Genomic DNA, 18,844 nt, shown 5'->3' on the forward strand with positions numbered 1-18,844 from the left:
TGAGCGTCGGCAGCATGAGTAGCATTGGTGGTGGAAGCGCGGCGGGATCGCCTGCATCCACCAGCCAGTCGAAATCGGCCGGTTCACAAGACGGCGCCTCGATGTTCTCGTCTCTGCTGGAGAGCGGCACGCCCTACGACGAGGTCAAGGTGAGCCTGCCGAACGGCATGTCGATCGGCATCGTCCATTTCGGTGGCGGCGGCTTCGACAGCAGCGCGCTCAAGTCCATCGAGGATTTCGTGCAGAAGCTCGCGAGCCAGCAGATATCGGGTGATCCGGCGTCCAGCGCAGACCAGGGGCAGAACGGCGACACGCCCGACGCCGTCGGGATCGACAAGGTCCATGTCGATCTTCCGAACGGGATCTCGTTCGAGGTGCTGCATTCCTCCGGCGGCCATGCCACGAACAGCGACGCCGTCCTGAAGGAGCTCACCGAGGCCGCCGAAGAACTCGCCGAATCGCTGTCGCACTATTCGCCGGCATCGGCCGCAGCTTCCGCTTATGCCTCGCAAGCCAATTCGTCCGGCCGCAGCAGCCAGCTCGACGCGAGGACCTGAGCAACACGCAGGAAGCTCCGGGGCTAGTGCCCCTTCGCAAGCGCCAGCGCGGCATCGACCGCGTTCTCGAGAATCTCCTCCGACAATTGCGTGTCGCTCACCGCGCGCGACAATTGCAGCGCGCCGACCATGGTGGCGTAGGCCGCGATGGCGCGGCGGCGCCGTTCCGCCGGCGTGCCCTCAGGCATTTGCGCTGCCATCAGCGCGAGGATGTCGGACATCTTGCCGGTGAAGGCCGCGCGCGTCGCCTTCGGATGCCGCGCGATCTCGGAGACGAGGGCCGCGGTCGGACAACCGGTCGCCGCGCGATCGCGATGGCGCGGCGAGAGATAATCGCGGATCACGGTCTCGAGCGCGACGCCGTTTTCGAGATTGTCCTTGTGCCGCTGCTCGCGCCGCTCCAGCGCGTCGAGCAGCACCGCGCGCACCAGATCCTCCTTGGAGGCGAAGTGCGTGTAGAAGGCGCCGTTGGTCAGGCCCGCCTCCGCCATGATGCCGGCGAGGCCGACCGCGGCGATGCCGCTCTCGCGGAACTGCGATGATGCGACATCGAGAATGTGCCGCCGCGTCGTGTCCCTGTGTCCCTTGTCGTAGCGCGCCAATTCCGCCTCCTGCGAACCCGCCGCCCCCTATGCCACAAAATCGTGAGGTCTGGCCTATTGCATTACGATCATAATAATACATTATGAGCATAATACAATGGGCGGCCGACCGGCGGTCCGAGGGAACCACAGGATCGAACCCATGTCCGTCGACGATGCCGCCGCGCCGGCCTTGTCCGCCGCGCCATTCGTGGACAATGCCGCGGCGCCGCTTCGCCATGCGGCAGCGCCAAGCGCGGCTGAGCAAAGACGCGCGGCGCTGCTGACCGCGCCGATCCTCCCGACGCTGCTCAAGCTCGCGCTGCCAACCGTGACCGTCCTCGTCGCACAGACCGCGGTCAACATCGCGGAGGCCTATTATGTCGGCTATCTCGGCACCGATGCGCTCGCCGGCGCCGCGCTGGTGTTCCCGATCTTCATGCTGATGACCATGATGTCGAACGGCGGGTTCGGTTCCGGCGTTGCGTCCTCGGTGGCACGTGCGGTCGGTGCCGGCCGCCGCAATGACGCCGAGGCGGCGCTGTTTCATGCCGTGGTGCTCGCGATCATCGCCGGCGGCGTATTCACGCTCGGCGTCGTCCTCGGTGGTCCGCATCTGTATCGCGCCCTCGGCGGCACCGACGGTGCGCTTGCCGCCGCCACCACCTATTCCAACTATCTGTTCGCCGGCGCCATTCCGGTGTGGATCGTGAACCTTCAGGCGGCCGCGCTTCGCGGCGCCGGCAACGTCAAGGTGCCGGCCCTGGTGACGCTGGTCGGGGCCATCGTGACCATTCCGGTCTCGCCGGCGCTGATCTTCGGGCTCGGGCCGATCCCGCGGCTCGGCATCGGCGGCGCCGGCATAGCCTTCGGCCTCTACTACGGCGCGGCGATGCTGTTCCTGCTGCGCTACATGTCGACGGGCGCGACCGGCTTGAGGCTGCACATCGTGCCGTTGCGCGCAAAGATCTTCGGCGACATGCTGAAGGTCGGCATCCCCACCGCGTTCAACGCGGTGCTGACCAACCTCACCGTCATCCTCGTCACCGGTGCGGTCGGCCTGTTCGGCACCTCCGCGCTCGCCGGCTACGGCATCGCCTCGCGGCTCGACTACATCATGATCCCGCTGCTGTTCGGCATCAGCACGGCGACGCTGACCATGGTCGGCGTCAACATGGGCGCGGGCCAGACCGCGCGGGCACGAAAGATCGGCTGGATCAGCGGCGTGGTCGGCATGATCATGACCGGCACGATCGGCTTGCTGGTTGCGATCTTCCCGACGGCCTGGCTGCACCTCTTCAGCCATGACGCGGACGTCGTCAGCGAAGGCATGACCTATTTGCGCATCGTCGCGCCGGCCTATGCCGCGCTCGGCTTCGGCTTCGTCACATCGTTTGCCGTCCAGGGCACCGGCCGCGCGATGGGACCGCTGGCGTCGTCGGTCGCACGAATCCTGATCGCGGCCGGCGGCGGCTGGATCGCGGTGGCGAGCTTTGGCGCAGGCATGGCGGGGCTCGCCACCATGGTCACGGCCTCGCTCGCCGCCTATGCCGCGATCTGCGTCCTGATCATGCTGTCGCCGTGGACGTGGCGGACAGAGTAAGCAGGCATCACCGGATGCCGGCAATTTCGCTCTCCGGGCGCCGCTGCGCGGTGATGCGCGTCACGCTTGCGCGGGCGCAATCGTTCCCCACATGAGGGCGAATGGAGAAGCGTTGTCCGCGTCAGCCGACAAATATGGATTTCCATTTCATTGATTTCGCCCCGCGGAGAAGCGAATACGGTTCCATCATTGCCGCAGATCCACGGAGACCAAGATGTCGTTTCGCCTCCCCCTGATCCTCTCGACCGTGCTCGCCGTCTGGTCGGCAGCAAGCTCCGCCGAGACCATCAAGATCGGTGTGACGCCGGGCCCGCATGCGCAGATCTTCGAGGCGGTGAAGCCGATCGCCGCCAAGCAGGGTCTCGACATCCAGCTGATCGAGTTCTCCGACTACGTCGTGCCGAATGCCGCGCTCGATGCTGGTGAGATCCAGGCCAATTCGTTCCAGAACCAGCCCTATCTCGACAACCAGAAGGCCGACCGCGGCTACAAGATCGAATCCGTCGGGCTGACCGTGAACTTCCCGATCGGCGTCTATTCGAAGAAGCACAAGGCCTTCGCCGATATCCCCGAGGGCGGCAAGGTCTCGATCCCGAACGATCCGACCAATGGCGGCCGCGTGCTGCTGCTGCTGCGCGACAAGGGCGTGATCAAGCTGAAGGACGGCACGGGCTTCAAGCCGACGGTGCTCGACGTCACCGAGAATCCCAAGAAGCTGAAATTCATTGAGGTCGATGCGGCGCAGGCGCCGCGCGCGCTCGACGATGTCGATGCCGCCGCGATCAACACCAATTATGCAACCCAGGCGGGCCTCGATCCCGTCAAGGATCCGATCCTGCGCGAGGACCCGAAGGGCCCCTACGTCAACCTGATCGCGGTACGCACCGTCGACAAGGACAAGCCCTGGGTCAAGATCCTCGTGGACAGCTACCACACGCCCGAGGTGAAGGAGTTCGTCCTGACCAAGTTCAAGGGCGCGGTGCTGCCGAGCTGGTAGGCAATCTGCCTAGCCAAGGTCCAGCGCAGGGGGCGATCCGGCGGGCAGCCTTGCGGAATGCCCGCTTGTCTGGAGCTGCGGCAACCGACATCATCGGGGCCCATCCTCGCCCGACAGGGGTCGTATGAAACGCTTTGCAAACCTGAAACGACTGGGGTTCTTCACGCGGCTCCTCGATGAAGCCCCGCCCGCGGAGCGCTACCGCTTCGCCGCCGAGCAGATCGTGCGCGCAGAGAAAGCGGGCCTCGATTCCGCGTGGATCGCGCAGCATCATTTTCACGAGCGCGAGGGCGGCCTGCCGTCGCCCTTCACTTTCCTCGGCTACGTCGCGGCGCAAACCTCGCGCATCCGTCTCGGCACCGGCATCGTCACGCTGCCGCTGGAGAACGCGGTGCGGGTGGCGGAAGATGCCGCGGTGCTCGATCTGCTCTGCGACGGCCGCTTCGAGCTCGGCGTCGGCACCGGCGGCAATCCGTCGGCCTTTGCCGCCTTCGGTCTCGACAGTGCCCAGCGCAACGAGATCTTTGCCCGCAATCTGGACGTGGTCCGCACCGCCCTGGTCGGCAAGCCGCTCACTGGCGGCGATACGCTCTATCCGCAGCGGCCCCAATTGGACAAGCGGATCTGGCAGGCGACTTTCTCGGTCGCCGGTGGTGCGCGCGCGGGCAAGGCCAGCGATGGCTTGCTGCTGTCGCGCACCCAGCCCCGGACCAAGGAGGCGCCGAAGGCCACGCTCGCCGAGATCCAGAATCCGGTCATCGATGCCTATCTCGAAGCGCTGCCGCCGGGATGCGAGCCCCGCATCATGGCCTCGCGCAGCGTCTTCGTCGCCGACGACCGGACTGAAGCGATGCGCCTCGCCGATATCGGGCTGCGGCGCGCGCTGCCGCAGTTCCTCAAGGGCGGTCACGCCAGGCCGGGCGAGACGCTGGAGGAGATGATCACCGCATTCGACACCCATGTCGGCGCGGCCGACGACGTCATCGCCTCGCTCCGCGCCGACGCCACGCTGGAGCGGGTGACCGACCTCGTCTTCCAGGCGCATTCAGTGGACGCGCCGCATCCTCATATCCTGCGCTCGATCGAGCTTGTCGCGGAGAAGGTTGCGCCGGCGCTGGGCTGGACCCGGACGGCGGCTGACGTGGCTCTGGCGGGCTGATCGGAGTGAACATGATCGCGTTGCACGAGGCTGAATGATGGCTACGAAAGATATCATCGACACGCTTGCCGGGATTGAACCGGGTACGGCTCTGGATGGCATTCGCGCACGCCGCCTGCAGGCGCGCGAGAATGCGCAGAAGAGCTATCTCTCGCTGTTCGAGCCGATCGACGCCGGCGATTTTTCGCATGTGGAGCGTGCCGCAGTCGCGCTCTTCGTGATCGGCCTTCACCGCGAGCCCACCATGGCCGCCTTCTACCGGGCGAAGCTCACGGCGACCGCCGATGGTGCGCGCCTGGCCGAGGCGATCGAGGTCGAAATCGGGCGCGGCGAGACGTCAGGCCCGTACGGAGCGTATCCGGCCGGACCGCTGTCAGTCGAGAACACGGCCGGCCTGATCTATCGCGTGAGTGCGGAGGGCAAGTCCGTCCTTGGCGCCAGGCTCGCCGTCGCGCTGGAGCATGCGCATCTGCTGGTGTTCCGCCCGCGCGATGCAGCGTCCGCCGACATGAAGGCGCTGCTGGCCGCCGGCTGGTCCGACACCGGCATCGTCACTTTCTCTCAGCTCGTCGCGTTCCTGTCGTTCCAGGTGCGCGTCGTCACGGGCCTGCGCGTGCTCGGCGCTTCGCTAGGCACCGCAAGCGCTGCGGCCGGCGCGTAAGGAGACTGCATCATGAGCGCTGCAAACAATGTCAATCCGCCCGTCGTCTTCACCCAGGACGAACTCGGCTGGGTGTCGTGGATCGACCCGCTGCCCGAGGCCGAATTGACCGAGCGGCATTTCGCGGGCCTGGTCGATCGCGCCCGTGCCAAGTCCGAATACTTCCGCCTTCTCGTGCGTGATCCCGAGGTGCTGGAAGCCCGCACCAAGACCGACAAGGATATCTTCTACAACGTCGCCGATGGCCTGCCGCGCGCCGAGCGTGAGCTCGCGGCGGCCGCGACCTCGCGCTACAACGGCTGCATCTATTGCGCGTCCGTGCATGCGCGTTTCGCCAGTACCTATTCCAAACGCCGTGACGACGTGCAGCGTCTGCTCGACGAGGGCATCAAGGCCGATCTCGGCGAGCGCTGGAACGCGGTGGTCAAGGCCTCGGTGGCGCTGGCGGCAACGCCGATCGCGTTCAGCCCTGAGAATATCGCGGAGCTGCGCCGCGCCGGCCTGGACGATGCGGAGATCGTCGACGTCATCAACGGCGCCTCGTTCTTCAACTGGGCGAACCGGCTGATGCTGTCGCTCGGTGAGCCCTCGAAATAGGCAATCTCACCGGCACAAGAATTGCTGCTTGTTTCAACACTGGATGGAGCCGTGCATGAGCAACATCGATCGTCGTACCCTGGTCAAGGGCTCGCTTGCTGCCATGATGGCGGGAGCGGCCGGTTCGCGCGGCGCCTTCGCGCAATCGTCCGAGCCGATCCTGCTCGGCGTCAGCGGTCCCCTGACCGGGCCGAACGCGCAATATGGCACGCAATGGAAGCAGGGCTTTGACCTCGCGCTGGACGAGATCCAGGCGGCCGGCGGCATCAACGGCCGCAAGCTCACCTACAATTTCGAGGACAGCCAGAGCGATCCGCGCCAGTCGGTGGCGATCGCGCAGAAGTTCGTCTCCGATCCCCGCATCGTCCTGGAGCTCGGCGACTTCTCCAGCCCGGCGTCGATGGCGGCCTCGCCGATCTATCAGCGCGCGGGCCTGGTGCAGTTCGGTTTCACCAATTCGCACCCTGACTTCACCAAGGGCGGCGACTTCATGTGGAGCACCTCGGTCAGCCAGGCCGACGAGCAGCCGCTGCTGGCGTCCTATGCCGTGAAGCGCCTCGGCCTCAAGAAGCTCGCGGTGCTGCACCTCAATACGGATTGGGGCCGCACCAGCCGCGATTACTTCGTCAACGCCGCCAAGGAGTATGGCGCGGAAATCGCGGTCACCGAGGGCTATATCGCGGAGGAGCGCGACTTCCGCTCCACGCTGGTGCGCGTGCGTGACGCCAATCCGGACGGCCTGATCCTGATCTCCTACTACTCCGACGGCGCGCTGATCGCGCGTCAGGCGCGCCAGGTCGGGCTGAAGCAGGTGATCTGTGCGGCAAGCTCGGTCTACTCGCCGAAGTTCCTGGAGCTCGGCGGTGAGGCGGTCGAGGAGGTCCATGTCGGCACGCGCTACTTCCCGGAAGACCCGCGACCCGAGGTGCAGAAGTTCATCGCCGGCTTCAAGAAGAAGTACAACGGGCTCGAGCCCGACGCGTTCAACGCTTACGCCTATGACGCGATGAACATGGCGGCTGCCGTGGTGAGGATCGGCGGCACCGACCGCAAGGCGATCCGCGATGCCTTCACCAAGGTCAAGGACGTCCCGAGCGTGATCTTCGGGCAGGCGACGTTCGACGTCGCGACCCGCCGCGTCAGGGGCGCCATGAACGCCGAGCTCGTCGTACGCAAGGGGCAGTTCGCGCTCTGGGACGGCAAGCCGACGTGACCTGATGGCCGGAGCGGGCGCTCCGGCCGCTTTCCTCTCTACGCGGGGACAACTGCGTGTCTTCCTGGCTCGACTACACGATCAACGGGCTGATCGTCGGCAATGTCTACGCCCTCGTTGCGGTCGGGCTTGCGCTGATCTTCGGCGTCAGCCGGCTGATCAACTTTGCCCAGGGCTCGATCTATCTCGTCGGCGCCTATATCGGCTGGGTCGCGGTGGTGCAGCTGCATACGCCGCTGCCGCTCACCATCATCGTGGTGGCGGTGGCGGCCGCGATCGTCGGACTGATCATCGAACGGTTTGGCCTGCGTCCGCTCCAGAATTCGGTACGCATCGCGCCGCTGCTCGCGACCATCGGCATCAGCTTCGTGCTCGATCAGCTGGTGATGCTGACCTTCTCGCCGAACCCGCGTGCGCTGCCGAGCCAGCTGCCGGATGTCCGCTTCCAGGTCGGTGGCGGCACGATCGGACCTCTTGATCTCTTGATCGCCGGCGTCGGCCTCACCAGCGCGCTGCTGCTGTTCGTGTTCCTGCGCTACAGCAAGCTCGGCTGGGCGGTGCGCGCCACCGCGCAGGACCGCGACGCCGCGATGCAGATGGGCGTCGACGTCAACCACGTCAATCAGGCCGTGTTCGGCATCGCGGCTGCGCTCGGCGGCGTCTCCGGCCTGCTGGTCGGCATGTACTACAACCAGATCGACACCGCGATGAGCCTGCAGGCGACGCTGAAGGGCGTCGTCGCGGAAGTGGTCGGGGGCGCCGGCAACGTGCCGGGCGCCGTGATCGGCAGCTTGTTGCTTGGGCTGGTCGAGAGCTACGGCGTTGCCGTGTTCGGGACTAGCTACCGCAATCTGTTCGCGTTCCTGCTGCTGGTCATCGTGCTCGTGCTGCGCCCGAACGGCCTGTTCGCCAGCGCGCGGCAGGCGCCACCCGAGCCGCTCACCGGCACTTTCATCGCGCCGAGCCGCCCGGTGCGGATTCCGCGCTGGGCGCTGCTGGTCACCGCCGGCGTGTTCGCGATCCTGCCGTTCTTCCCGGTGTCCTTCTACGTGCTCCAGACCCTGATCAACGCCTGGCTGCTCGGCATGCTCGCGCTCAGCCTGACGCTGGTTGCGGGCACGGTGGGGCAGGTCTCGCTCGGACATGCCGCGCTGCTCGCGATCGGCGCCTACACCTCCGCGCTGCTGTCGCTGACTTTGTCCGTTCCCGTCGGTCTTGCCATCATCGCCGGTGGGCTGATGAGTGCCGCGCTTGGTACGCTGTTGATCTCGCCGTCCTTCCGTCTGCGCGGGCACTACGTCTCGATCGCCACGCTCGCCATCGGCGAGATCGTGTCGCTAGTGATCTTGAACTGGGAGAGCGTCACGCGCGGCCCGATCGGCATCTCCGGCATCCCGCCGCTGTCACTGTTCGGCTACGATCTGGTCAGCCCAACCTCTATCTACTGGTTCAGCTTCGTCGTGCTGGTCGTGCTGGCGCTGCTCCAGGGACGCTTGCTCGGCTCGCATCTCGGCCGCAGCTTCCGCGCTATCAGAGACGACGACATCGCCGCGCGCGCCTATGGTCTCGGCCTGAACCGCTACAAGTCGCTCGCCTTCATCTTCGGCGGGTTTGCAGCCGGCGTCAGCGGCGGCATCGCCGCGCATCTCTATTCCTACATCAACCACGAGACCTTCAACACGCAGCAATCCATCCTGGCGCTGACCGTCGTCATCCTCGGCGGCCTCGGCAACGTCGTCGGCGCCATCGTCGGAGCGGTCGCGCTGGTCGGCCTGCCGGAGGTGTTCCGGATCGCGGCGGAGTATCGCATCCTGATCTACGGCATCGTGCTGCTGCTGCTCGTGCGGTTCAGGCCGCAGGGCCTGTTGGGGACGATATGATGGCGGAGCAGCACACGCCCATGCTGTCCCTGCGCGGGCTGACGCGCCGCTTCGGCGGCCTCACCGCCGTCGACGCCATCGATCTCGATCTCACCAAAGGCGAGCTCATCAGCATCATCGGCCCGAACGGGGCCGGCAAGACGACGCTGTTCAATCTCGTGACCGGGCTCGATCGGCCCGATGCCGGCAAGGTCAGCTTTGAAGGTCAGGACATCACGGGTCTCTCACCCGAACGGCTCGCGGCCGGAGGCATCGCGCGCACGTTCCAGCTCGGCCGTGTCTTCGGCAATCTCAGCGTCATGGACAACGTCCTGATCGGCGCGCACACGCGGCTGCGCGCGGTGAAGCCCGCGGTGCCGGTGATCGGCCCGCTGCTGGAATTGGGGTTGGCGCTGTTGCGTCCGGCCAGCGTCAGGGCCGAAGAGGAAAGGCTGCGCGAGGAGGTGAAGGCCATTCTCGCGCGCTTTGGCGAACGGCTGCTGCCACGGATCGACCAGCCCGCCTATAGCTTGTCTTACGCCAACCGTCGCCGCGTCGAAATCGCGCGCGCGCTTGCGCTGAAGCCGCGCCTGCTGCTGCTCGACGAGCCGACCGCCGGCATGAACCCGACCGAGACCACGGAGATGCAGGGCCTCGTCGCCGAGCTGAAGGCCGAGGGGCTGACCATCCTCCTGATCGAGCACAAGCTGGAGATGGTGATGCGCCTCTCCGACCGCGTCATCGTCATGGACGAGGGCAAGAAGATTGCGGAAGGGCCGGGCGAAGTCGTGCGTGGCGATCCCAAGGTGATCGAGGCCTATCTCGGCCACGGCCTGTCGGAGACGCCGGAGCGGGAGAGCGTGGTATGACGACTGGCGCATCCGAGCCGCTGCTCGCGCTCTCGAACGTCAACACCTTCTACGGCCAGGCGCAGGTGCATTTCGACCTGTCGATCACGGTCGGTCGCGGCCATATCGTCTGCCTGCTCGGCGGCAATGCCAGCGGCAAGTCGACCACGATGAAGATCATTTTGGGCCTGGTGAAACCGCGCTCGGGTGACGTGACCTTCGACGGCGCCTCGCTGCTCGGGCTCACCACGCCGCAGATCGTCCGCCGTGGTATCGCCTCCGTGCCGGAGGCGCGGCGGTTGTTCGCGGACATGAGCGTGCGCGAAAACATCCTGATGGGGGCCTTCGTGCGCAACGACCGCGATGCGGTGGCGCAGGATCTCGACAAGATGCTGACGCTGTTCCCGAAACTCGGCCAGCGGCTGTCGCAGCGTGCCGGTTCACTCTCCGGCGGCGAGCAGCAAATGGTCGCGATGGCGCGCGCGCTGATGAGCCGTCCCAGGATGATCGTGATGGACGAGCCGACCATGGGCCTGTCGCCGCTCTATGTCGACCGCGTGCTGGAGTTGATCCGCACCATCAATCAGGAAGGCGTGTCGGTCTTCATGGTCGAGCAGAACGCCAGCCTCGCGCTCGAGATCGCGCACGAGGCCTATGTGCTTCAGACCGGCAAGATCGTGCTCTCAGGCCCGGCGCGGGCGCTGAGGGACGACCCCCGCATCCGCGATGCCTATCTTGGCGGCTCCGAGGCCGCGTAGCTTGACCTCGGCCTGATGGTTCGCCCGGCGATGCAGAGCATCGTCCGGCCGCCCGCTGCGCGGGCTCCTCAACCATGAGGTCTGCTCGCAACGTGGCCGCGAATCCATCCTCATCCTGAGGAGCCCGCGCAGCGGGCGTCTCGAAGGATGGTTACAAGCATTCCTGCAAAGCGGCCCCCTGGAATTGCATTGGTTAGTGTGATCATTTTATGAAAAGATCATACCGTCGCCGCGAAGGGGCGTGCGGACGGAATGATTGTCGTGACGAAATGGTCCTTGCGGGCGGTCGAGCCCGCCACGGTGGTGCTGTTCGGCGGGCTCATCGCCGCCAATGTCGCCGCATGGGCCTGGGCCTTCGCGGCGTTCGGTGACCGGCCGACGGTGATGGCGACCGCGCTGCTCGCCTGGGTGTTTGGCCTCCGCCATGCGGTCGACGCCGACCACATCGCCGCCATCGACAATGTCGTGCGCAAGCTGATGCATGCGGGCGGTGCGCCGCGCAGCGTCGGTCTCTATTTCGCCCTCGGCCACTCCACCGTGGTCGTGATCGCGACCATCCTGCTGGCGCTCGGTGTGGTGAGCCTCGGCGGCGACAGCCTGCTCAGGGAGATCGGCGGCCTCATCGGCACATCGGTGTCGGCGCTGTTCCTGCTCGTGATCGCGGCCATCAATCTCGCCATCTTCGTCGGCCTGTGGCGGACGTTTCGCATCGCGCGCGCGCAGGGCATCCACGACGCCGCGCAGCTCGATGCGCTGCTGGCGAGCCGCGGATTCCTGGCGCGCCTGCTCGGCCCGATGTTCCGCCTGGTGACAAAGCCCTGGCACATGCTTCCGCTCGGGTTCCTGTTCGGGCTCGGCTTCGACACCGCGACCGAGATCGGCCTGCTCAGCATCTCCGCGACCGAAGCCGCGCGCGGCGCTTCGCTCGTCGACGTCATGGTCTTTCCCGCGCTGTTCGCGTCGGGCATGGCGCTGGTCGACACTGCCGACTCGGTGCTGATGGTCAGCGCCTATCGCTGGGCCTTCGTCGATCCTCTGCGAAAGCTCTGGTACAACCTCACCATCACCGGCGCCTCCGTCGCGGTGGCGCTGTTGATCGGCGGCATCGAGGCGCTCGGCCTGATCGCCGACCGGCTTGGTCTAAGCGGCGGCGTGTGGGCCCTGGTTGATAATCTGAACGAATCGCTGGCCAATGTCGGCTTCGCCGTGATCGCGCTGTTTGCGATCGCCTGGCTCGTTTCGGTCCTGCTCTATCGCCGCATGTTTGCGGGCGCTGCGTCCCGCGCGAATGGACTTCGGGGCGCCGATGCGACCGACGCGGCCTGAGTCTGGCCGTCGTTGCGGAGCGTTGACGGCATTTTCTGCCATCATGCTTCTCGCGGATGACGGCAGCGCCTTCGCGCAGAGCAGTGGCGCCTCGCGCGAACTGCCGCCGATCCAGGTCTCCGGCGGCGAGACGAAGCCGCACAAGAGACCGCCCGCATCGCGGCGAGCCAGCAAGCCGGTCCCGGCCAATCGCCGTCACGTGGCTCAGCCGACGCAGGCTCCGGCCTCGGACGCCCGCAGCGTCGCCTCCGGCGCAAAGGGCCCGCCGGACATGGCGAGCGAGATCACCGTCTCCGGTGAAGAGCTCAACACGCGCCCCTTCGCGCGGCCGGGCGAAGTGCTCGAAGCCGTGCCGGGGTTGATCGTGACTCAGCATTCCGGTGAAGGCAAAGCCAACCAGTATTTTCTGCGCGGCTATAATCTCGACCATGGCACCGATCTCGCGATCTATGTCGATGACGTCCCCGTCAACATGCGCACCCACGCGCATGGCCAGGGCTATGCCGATCTCAATTGGCTGATCCCGGAAACCATCAGCGCGATGGATGTGCGCAAAGGACCGTACTTCGCCGACGAGAGCGATTTCGCGTCCGTCGGCAGCGTGCGCATCGGCTTGATCGACCGCACCGAAAAGGGCCTCGCGCAGGTGACCGCCGGCAGCTTTGGCTATCGGCGCCTGCTCGGCATGGACTCAGCGAAAGTCGGCGACGGTTCGCTGCTCGTCGCGGGCGAGCTCGGCACCTACAACGGTCCCTGGGCAAATCCGGACAATGTGCGCAAGCTGAACGGCTTCGTGCGCTACAGCCAGGGCACCGCGACGGATGGTCTGACCATCACCGGCATGGCCTATGCCAACAAATGGAATTCGACCGACCAGGTGCCGCAGCGCGCGATCACCAGCGGTTTTCTCGACCGGTTCGGCTCGGAAGATCCAACGGACGGCGGCAACACCAATCGCTTTGCGCTCTCCGGCCGCATCGCGCAGAGCGACGATGTGGGGTCGTGGCAGGCCAACGCCTATGTCGTGAAGAGCCAGCTCGACCTCTTCAACAACTTCACCTATTTACTCAGCGATCCCGTGCTCGGCGACCAGTTCCATCAGCATGACGACCGCCTGATGGCCGGCGCCAACATCTCGCGCACGCTGAACGGGTCGTTCGCAGGCCTGCCGATGCAGACCACGATCGGCCTGCAATCGCGCTATGATTCGATCGATCTGGCGCTGAGCAACACGTTCCAGCGCGGCTTCCTCTCCAGCATCAGGGGCGACAAGGTCGGCGAGGGCAGTGTCGGTGTTTTCGCCGAGAACACCGTGCGCTGGACGGATTGGCTGAGGACCACAGTCGGCCTGCGCGGCGATTATTATGCCGCCGACGTCACCTCGCTGTTCAATGCCAACAATTCCGGCCGCACTGACGCCGCGCTCGGCAGCCCGAAATTCCGCATGGTGCTCGGCCCGTTCAACCAGACCGAATTCTTCCTCGGCGCCGGCACCGGCATGCACTCGAACGACGCGCGCGGCGCGACCACGACGGAAGATCCGAGCGATCCCGCCACGCGGCTGACGCCGTCGCCGCTGCTGGTCCGCACCAAGGGCGCCGAAGTCGGCGTCCGCAGCAAAATCGTTCCCGGCCTCGACACCTCGCTCAGCCTCTTCATCCTCGACCAGGATTCCGAGATCCTGTTCTCCGGCGATGCCGGCGATACCTCGGCGACCCGCGCCAGCCGCCGCTACGGCTTCGAGTGGACCAATCATTACCGCCCGCGCTCGTGGATCGACATCGATGCCGATCTCGCCATGACCCATGCGCGCTTTCGTGGCACTGACAGCGAGCAGGCGGAGGTCTACGCCTCGCTGGCGGGCTATCCCGAGGCGCAGATCGGCAACGCGCCCGGCAACTACATTCCGAACGCACCGGCGATGGTGGCATCGGCCGGTATCACGCTCGGCGAGAAGACCGGCTGGTTCGGGTCTTTGCGCTGGCGCTATCTGGCGTCGAGCCCGCTGACGGAAGACAATGCGTTCCGCTCGTCCGCGACCAGCATCTTCAACGGCCGCCTCGGCTATCGCATCGACAATGGCTGGCGCATTCAGCTCGACGTGCTCAATCTGTTCAACGCGCAGGCGAACCAGATCACTTATGCCTATGGCTCGCTGCTCAAGACCGACACGCTCTATAATCTCTGCACCGGCGGCGTCGCGCCGACGGCGGTCTGCCAGAATGGCGTGATGGATTACGTGCTGCACCCGGTCGAGCCGCTGACCTTTCGCATGACTGTCGCCGGGACGTTCTAGGCGATCTCAAGCCGAGGCTGCGCTCGGAACCGGCTCCGCCGGCAGATCGTCGCCGTTGGGATCGCCCGGCGCGGTGGCCCAGGCCAATTCCACCAGCGTCACGATCCGGCGCCCGCCGCCGTCGAGCTGGCAGACGATCAGGCCCTGCTCCTCCATGTAGCCAAGCAGGCGCTGGGCGCGGCGCAGCGAATGCGAGCCATAGGCGCGCGCGATCGCGGCATCGCCGGGGCAGGGCCAGCCTTCCTTCGCCGCGCGTGCGATCATCATGAACACGCCCTGCATGTCGTCGGGCAGGATCGAAGCGCGCAGCGACACGTCCTGCCAGGCATCGTCCTCGGCATGCTCGGCGCCGAGCCCGGCGCGCGCGCGTGTCAGCATGCGGCGGAATTCGTTCAGATCAGGCACCGCGGAGCCGAGCCCCTCGATGCGGCAGCGGACCACGAACTCCTGATAGAGCACGCCGACGGCGCGGAAGCCGGCATCGGGTTCGGCGAGCACGGCGCGAAGCGTACGATCGACGCGCTCGCGCCGCTCGGCGAGCTCCTCGGCACTGATCGGAACCTCGGCCACCTCGGGCCGGATCTCCGGCGCGGCCGCCTTCGCGGCGCGGAGCTGCTCGAGCAGATCGGGCGCGGGCCGGCGCTGCGGGCGGCTGGCATCGGGCGGCGGCGCGGCCAGGATGACGGCGCGCATATCCTCGAGTGCGGCTTCCGGCATCGGCATCAGCCGCGGCGTGGAATTGCGCGCGTGGGTGTCGGTCGGGCCGATATGCAAACGCAGGGGGCGTCGCGACAGCGCCGGGCCGAGCGCCATGAACTGTCCGCGTTCGAGATCGCGAAAGGATTCGGCCTGCCGCCGCTCCATGCCGAGCAGGTCGGCGGCGCGCGCCATGTCGATGTCGAGGAAGGTCCGGCCCATCAGGAAATTGGAGGCTTCCGCTGCGACGTTCTTGGCGAGTTTTGCCAGGCGCTGGGTCGCGATGATGCCGGCAAGGCCACGCTTGCGGCCGCGGCACATCAGATTGGTCATCGCGCCGAGAGAGAGCTTGCGCGCTTCGTCCGAGACTTCGCCGGCGACCGCCGGCGCGAACAGCTGCGCTTCGTCGACCACCACCAGCATCGGGTACCAATGGTCACGGTCGACGTCGAACAGGCCGCCGAGGAAGGCCGCGGCACGCCGCATCTGGTTCTCGGCGTCCAGCCCTTCGAGATTGAGCACGGTGGAGACGCGATGCAGCCGCGCGCGCTCGCCGGCGACCTGAAGGCCGCGTTCGGTGTGGTCCTCGGCCTCGATCACCAGATGGCCGAATTGCTCGGCCAGCGTGACGAAGTCGCCTTCGGGATCGATGATGGCCTGCTGCACCCAAGGCGCGCTCTGTTCGAGCAGCCGCCGCAGGAGATGCGACTTGCCGGAGCCCGAATTGCCCTGCACCAGGAGCCGGGTCGCCAGCAGTTCCTCGAGGTCCATGGCGGCCGCGGCGCCTGCCGTGGTCTGCCCCATCTCGATCGCAACTGTCATGTCCCCGACTCAAGTCCCCATCATTCGCGGACAGGGGCTTATCAACCCGGCCGGGGCGCGTCGAGCGGCACCGTGCGAATCATGCGGTGTTGCCCACGGCGGAGTTCAGGCGTGATTCGATTGCCGTAAAAGTGCGGGCCGATAGGGCGCCCGCGGATCGTCGTCCTCATTCTCAGGGATCGCACAGGAGCCGAATTCCTGCCGGATACGCTCGATCTCGGCGATGCGCTCGTGCAGCCGCTGCAGATGCTCGGGCGATGTCGCGCGCCAGAACCGGAAGGTGTCGGCGGTCAGCGGCAGGAACGCCGTTCCGAACAGCGTAGGCTCGGGAACGATGGTGCGTCCGAGCAGCAGGAACCGGTTCTCGCCGGAGACCACGAGGGTCGCGTAGCCGCGGTTACCGATCCGCCTGATCCCGTTCAGCGACCATTCGGCGAGCTTGCTGAAATAGGGCTCCTCGCGCCAGCGATCGGGGCAGTGGTCGTCGACCGTCACGTTCACCGCGTCCTGGCTGAAATGCACGATGATGCCGGACGTCGCCGGAAACCACGCGTCATCGAGATGACCTTGCAGCCAGGCGCAGACGAAGGACCGGCACATTTGCGGACGGCGGTCGTAGATGGTGCACCCGGTTCCCGTCTGCCAGTGTCTGCACAGCTGATTCACCGGCTTGTCGACGGCGGCGACCTCGAGGATATCGCAGCAGGCGTTGCACGAGCCGCACTGCCGGGTGAGCGGCGGCGGCGTTTGCCGGTTAGCCGGCCGAAATCCTTGGCCGTCGCGAATGAGGAGCTTTTGCTTCTCCAGCGTGCTCAGCGCGCGCTCGACCTTGAGGCGGGACAATCCGGTCGCGTCAACGATCCCCTTCATCGTCGTCGCGCCGGCCTCCACCGCGCGAGCGACCTGCAACGCCGTCTGATCCATCGTCTTCTACTTGTTTGTCAGCCCTTCGATCCGGCCATCGCGCTGCCACGGAACCTGCGGAAGTCGGCGCCCGTGTGACGGCTAGCAGTCGCATGTATGCGGGATTTACGCAAACGGACTGATGAGCAGGATGGGCCGTATTGAGCCAAATCGTAAGCCCATGCCCAAGGGCGATCCGGTCTGCATCGACAAATCCGGTCGATCAGTGCAAGCCGCCGCGACCTGTGACGGCAGCGCCGGCACGCTGCTATTGCGCGCCAGATCCGCCCTGCACGATCTTCTCGTTCAGCTTCAGGTCCACGGTCTCGACCGTGCGGTCGATCTCGGCATTGGGGGTGCCGAGCTGATGCGAGATCAGCTTCACGAGCAGGTCGACGCGCTCGATGAAGGGCGCGCCGCTCGCGACCGCGCGCGCGGCCGATGACGGCTTGAGCAGGCTTTCGGCGGCCTTGGCGTATTTCGCGAACGGCACCTGGTCCTGCGGATCGGCGCCGAGACGGCGGGCGATCGCATCGACATGGTCGTAGATCGTCTGCGAGCGCGCCAGATCGCCGTGCACGGCGTCGCGGATCGATTGCGGCTCGTGCGGCGTGATGCAGCGATAGTTGCCGGTCAGCAGCATCGACCATTTCGCCAGCGGCACGAACAGCGAAGAGAACACTTTCAGCTTCACCGGCACGTCGTGACCGTCGAGCGTCACCGCGTCGATGTCGGCTTCGAGCTCGCGCAGCACCTTGTTGTGCTTCTCGTCGGCGAAGGCCGATGCCTTGAAATTCGTGGGCAGGCCGACATGGAGCACGTTGGCGGCTTCTTCCGGCGGACGGAAGGCCTGCGGGTCGGGCGAGCACAGCGTCACCAGGCCGGGCTCGAAGCGCTCCCACACCTGCGCATTGGTGTAGGCCTCCTCGAGATCCATGTCGGCGAGCGACGGGATCCGCTTCAAATAGGGCAGCGGCGGCATGTTCATGATCGACAGGCACGGCAGCTTCGCCGCGGCGATCTTGACCATGAGAACGCGGACCGTGTGGTTGGTGTATTGCGGCTCCTGCATCGCCAGGCCGACCATGTCGTAGCGCGAGAGGTCGACATTGCCCGGCGTCACCGCGTCGAGCTTGCCGGGCAGGTCGCGCGAGAAGATCGCCCGGTGCACCGCCTCGTCGCGCAGCTTGATGCGCACCTCGGTACCGTCACGGTTGATCAGCTCGGCGGTCTTGGCGCGGCAGACCAGGGACACGTTATGGCCCGCCATCAGCAGCTTCGTGCCCAGCAGGGAACCGTAAGAAGCCCCGAGAATCAGGATGTTACGCGCCATATTCCGTCCCTTTGAAAATGTGTGTGATTTTTGAGCCCCGGCCGTCATCCGCGGGCGAGTTGCCGGCATGTAAAGCGAAGTCCGCGGGGATGGCAACTGGGATAATGCATACAAGGCGGGACTGCCGGGCGGGCGCGGTGATCCGTCGCCCGGATGGAGCGCGGCCCGATCGGGGGCTGCTCGTCCGGTGCGCGCGCTTTTCCCGGATGGCGCGGAGCCTGCCATCGGGCGGCGCTTCGCGCCGACCCCGTTGGCGCCATCCGGGCCACGCTCCTTGTTGTCCCCAGAAGGGAAAATACCCGCCGACCGGCACCGAAAATATTCGCCTATACAGAAATCATAATTATCGAATGTTTCGGTCGTCGCGGCTGGTCGAGACGAAAATGTATCGCCGCGGCCGATCGCTGCTCCCGGGAATCACTTTCAAGCGCAACCAGACGAGCGATGTCGTCCGGCAGAGCGGGGCGGCGGGGGCACGGCGCCCGTCGGGCAAAACACCCGAGAGGGCGTCAAGCCGCGCGCGCGAAAATATTCCACTTTACCGAAATTCGGAAACGGCGTATGTGTCGCCCATCCCGGCTCACCAAGAGGGGCGATCTTGTGTCGTCACGTTTCGCGAGCCGGGCTTGCGGTGG

16 protein-coding genes are annotated in these 18,844 nt (G+C 66.1%); 12 read left to right on the forward strand and 4 right to left on the reverse strand.

Annotated features, from left to right (window positions below):
• Nucleotides 1–14 precede the first annotated feature (14 nt).
• The gene (locus AC5ZFO_RS27680; protein WP_282523529.1) at nucleotides 15–557 is read left to right on the forward strand and encodes a hypothetical protein; all 543 of its coding nucleotides are present in this window, start codon (nucleotides 15–17) and stop codon (nucleotides 555–557) included.
• A 23-nt stretch (nucleotides 558–580) separates the two neighbouring features.
• On the opposite strand, the gene AC5ZFO_RS27685 is transcribed toward AC5ZFO_RS27680, so the two are convergent.
• Nucleotides 581–1,159, reverse strand: coding sequence for a TetR family transcriptional regulator (locus AC5ZFO_RS27685; RefSeq protein WP_282523528.1), 579 nt, complete (start codon nucleotides 1,157–1,159; stop codon nucleotides 581–583).
• Nucleotides 1,160–1,301: 142 nt separating this feature from the next.
• On the opposite strand from AC5ZFO_RS27685, the gene AC5ZFO_RS27690 reads away from it, so the two are divergent.
• From AC5ZFO_RS27690 to AC5ZFO_RS27740, 11 genes are all read left to right on the forward strand, one after another.
• Entirely contained in the window at nucleotides 1,302–2,741 is a 1,440-nt protein-coding gene (locus tag AC5ZFO_RS27690; RefSeq protein ID WP_282523527.1) for an MATE family efflux transporter, read from the forward strand.
• 214 nt (nucleotides 2,742–2,955) lie between these two features.
• Nucleotides 2,956–3,738 (forward strand): MetQ/NlpA family ABC transporter substrate-binding protein, encoded by a 783-nt coding sequence (locus tag AC5ZFO_RS27695; protein ID WP_282523526.1) that lies wholly within the window; start codon nucleotides 2,956–2,958, stop codon nucleotides 3,736–3,738.
• Nucleotides 3,739–3,862: 124 nt separating this feature from the next.
• Nucleotides 3,863–4,897 (forward strand): putative FMN-dependent luciferase-like monooxygenase, encoded by a 1,035-nt coding sequence (locus AC5ZFO_RS27700; protein WP_282523525.1) that lies wholly within the window; start codon nucleotides 3,863–3,865, stop codon nucleotides 4,895–4,897.
• A gap of 37 nt (nucleotides 4,898–4,934) precedes the next feature.
• The gene (locus tag AC5ZFO_RS27705; protein WP_496122832.1) at nucleotides 4,935–5,558 is read left to right on the forward strand and encodes a CMD domain protein; all 624 of its coding nucleotides are present in this window, start codon (nucleotides 4,935–4,937) and stop codon (nucleotides 5,556–5,558) included.
• 12 nt (nucleotides 5,559–5,570) lie between these two features.
• The gene (locus tag AC5ZFO_RS27710) at nucleotides 5,571–6,155 is read left to right on the forward strand and encodes an alkylhydroperoxidase domain protein (protein WP_282523523.1); all 585 of its coding nucleotides are present in this window, start codon (nucleotides 5,571–5,573) and stop codon (nucleotides 6,153–6,155) included.
• A 55-nt stretch (nucleotides 6,156–6,210) separates the two neighbouring features.
• Nucleotides 6,211–7,368: an ABC transporter substrate-binding protein gene (locus tag AC5ZFO_RS27715; RefSeq protein WP_282523522.1), complete on the forward strand. Its 1,158-nt coding sequence runs from the start codon at nucleotides 6,211–6,213 to the stop codon at nucleotides 7,366–7,368.
• 56 nt (nucleotides 7,369–7,424) lie between these two features.
• The gene (locus AC5ZFO_RS27720; protein ID WP_282523521.1) at nucleotides 7,425–9,248 is read left to right on the forward strand and encodes an ABC transporter permease; all 1,824 of its coding nucleotides are present in this window, start codon (nucleotides 7,425–7,427) and stop codon (nucleotides 9,246–9,248) included.
• Nucleotides 9,248–10,096 carry an ABC transporter ATP-binding protein gene (locus tag AC5ZFO_RS27725; protein ID WP_496122833.1) on the forward strand — a complete coding sequence of 283 codons (849 nt, stop codon included), beginning with the start codon at nucleotides 9,248–9,250 and terminating at the stop codon, nucleotides 10,094–10,096. The genes AC5ZFO_RS27720 and AC5ZFO_RS27725 overlap by 1 nt, the downstream gene beginning before the upstream one ends.
• Nucleotides 10,093–10,833, forward strand: a complete 741-nt coding sequence (locus AC5ZFO_RS27730) for an ABC transporter ATP-binding protein (RefSeq protein WP_282523519.1) — start codon at nucleotides 10,093–10,095, stop codon at nucleotides 10,831–10,833. Before AC5ZFO_RS27725 ends, AC5ZFO_RS27730 begins: the two co-directional genes overlap by 4 nt.
• A gap of 252 nt (nucleotides 10,834–11,085) precedes the next feature.
• Nucleotides 11,086–12,159, forward strand: coding sequence for a HoxN/HupN/NixA family nickel/cobalt transporter (locus AC5ZFO_RS27735; protein WP_282523518.1), 1,074 nt, complete (start codon nucleotides 11,086–11,088; stop codon nucleotides 12,157–12,159).
• Nucleotides 12,140–14,455, forward strand: coding sequence for a TonB-dependent receptor (locus AC5ZFO_RS27740; protein ID WP_496122834.1), 2,316 nt, complete (start codon nucleotides 12,140–12,142; stop codon nucleotides 14,453–14,455). The genes AC5ZFO_RS27735 and AC5ZFO_RS27740 overlap by 20 nt, the downstream gene beginning before the upstream one ends.
• 6 nt (nucleotides 14,456–14,461) lie before the next feature.
• Here AC5ZFO_RS27740 and AC5ZFO_RS27745 read toward each other — a convergent pair whose 3' ends face one another.
• From AC5ZFO_RS27745 to AC5ZFO_RS27755, 3 genes are all read right to left on the reverse strand, one after another.
• On the reverse strand, nucleotides 14,462–15,973 hold the full coding sequence (locus tag AC5ZFO_RS27745; RefSeq protein WP_014492622.1) for a helicase HerA domain-containing protein: 1,512 nt from the start codon (nucleotides 15,971–15,973) through the stop codon (nucleotides 14,462–14,464).
• A 105-nt stretch (nucleotides 15,974–16,078) separates the two neighbouring features.
• Complete coding sequence (locus tag AC5ZFO_RS27750) at nucleotides 16,079–16,897, reverse strand: YkgJ family cysteine cluster protein (protein WP_282523516.1); 819 nt, start codon at nucleotides 16,895–16,897, stop codon at nucleotides 16,079–16,081.
• Between the two features lie 247 nt (nucleotides 16,898–17,144).
• Nucleotides 17,145–18,209 carry a ketopantoate reductase family protein gene (locus AC5ZFO_RS27755; RefSeq protein ID WP_028160778.1) on the reverse strand — a complete coding sequence of 355 codons (1,065 nt, stop codon included), beginning with the start codon at nucleotides 18,207–18,209 and terminating at the stop codon, nucleotides 17,145–17,147.
• Nucleotides 18,210–18,844: the final 635 nt, after the last annotated feature.

The sequence above is a fragment of the Bradyrhizobium sp. Unk1 genome (genome assembly GCF_059512345.1).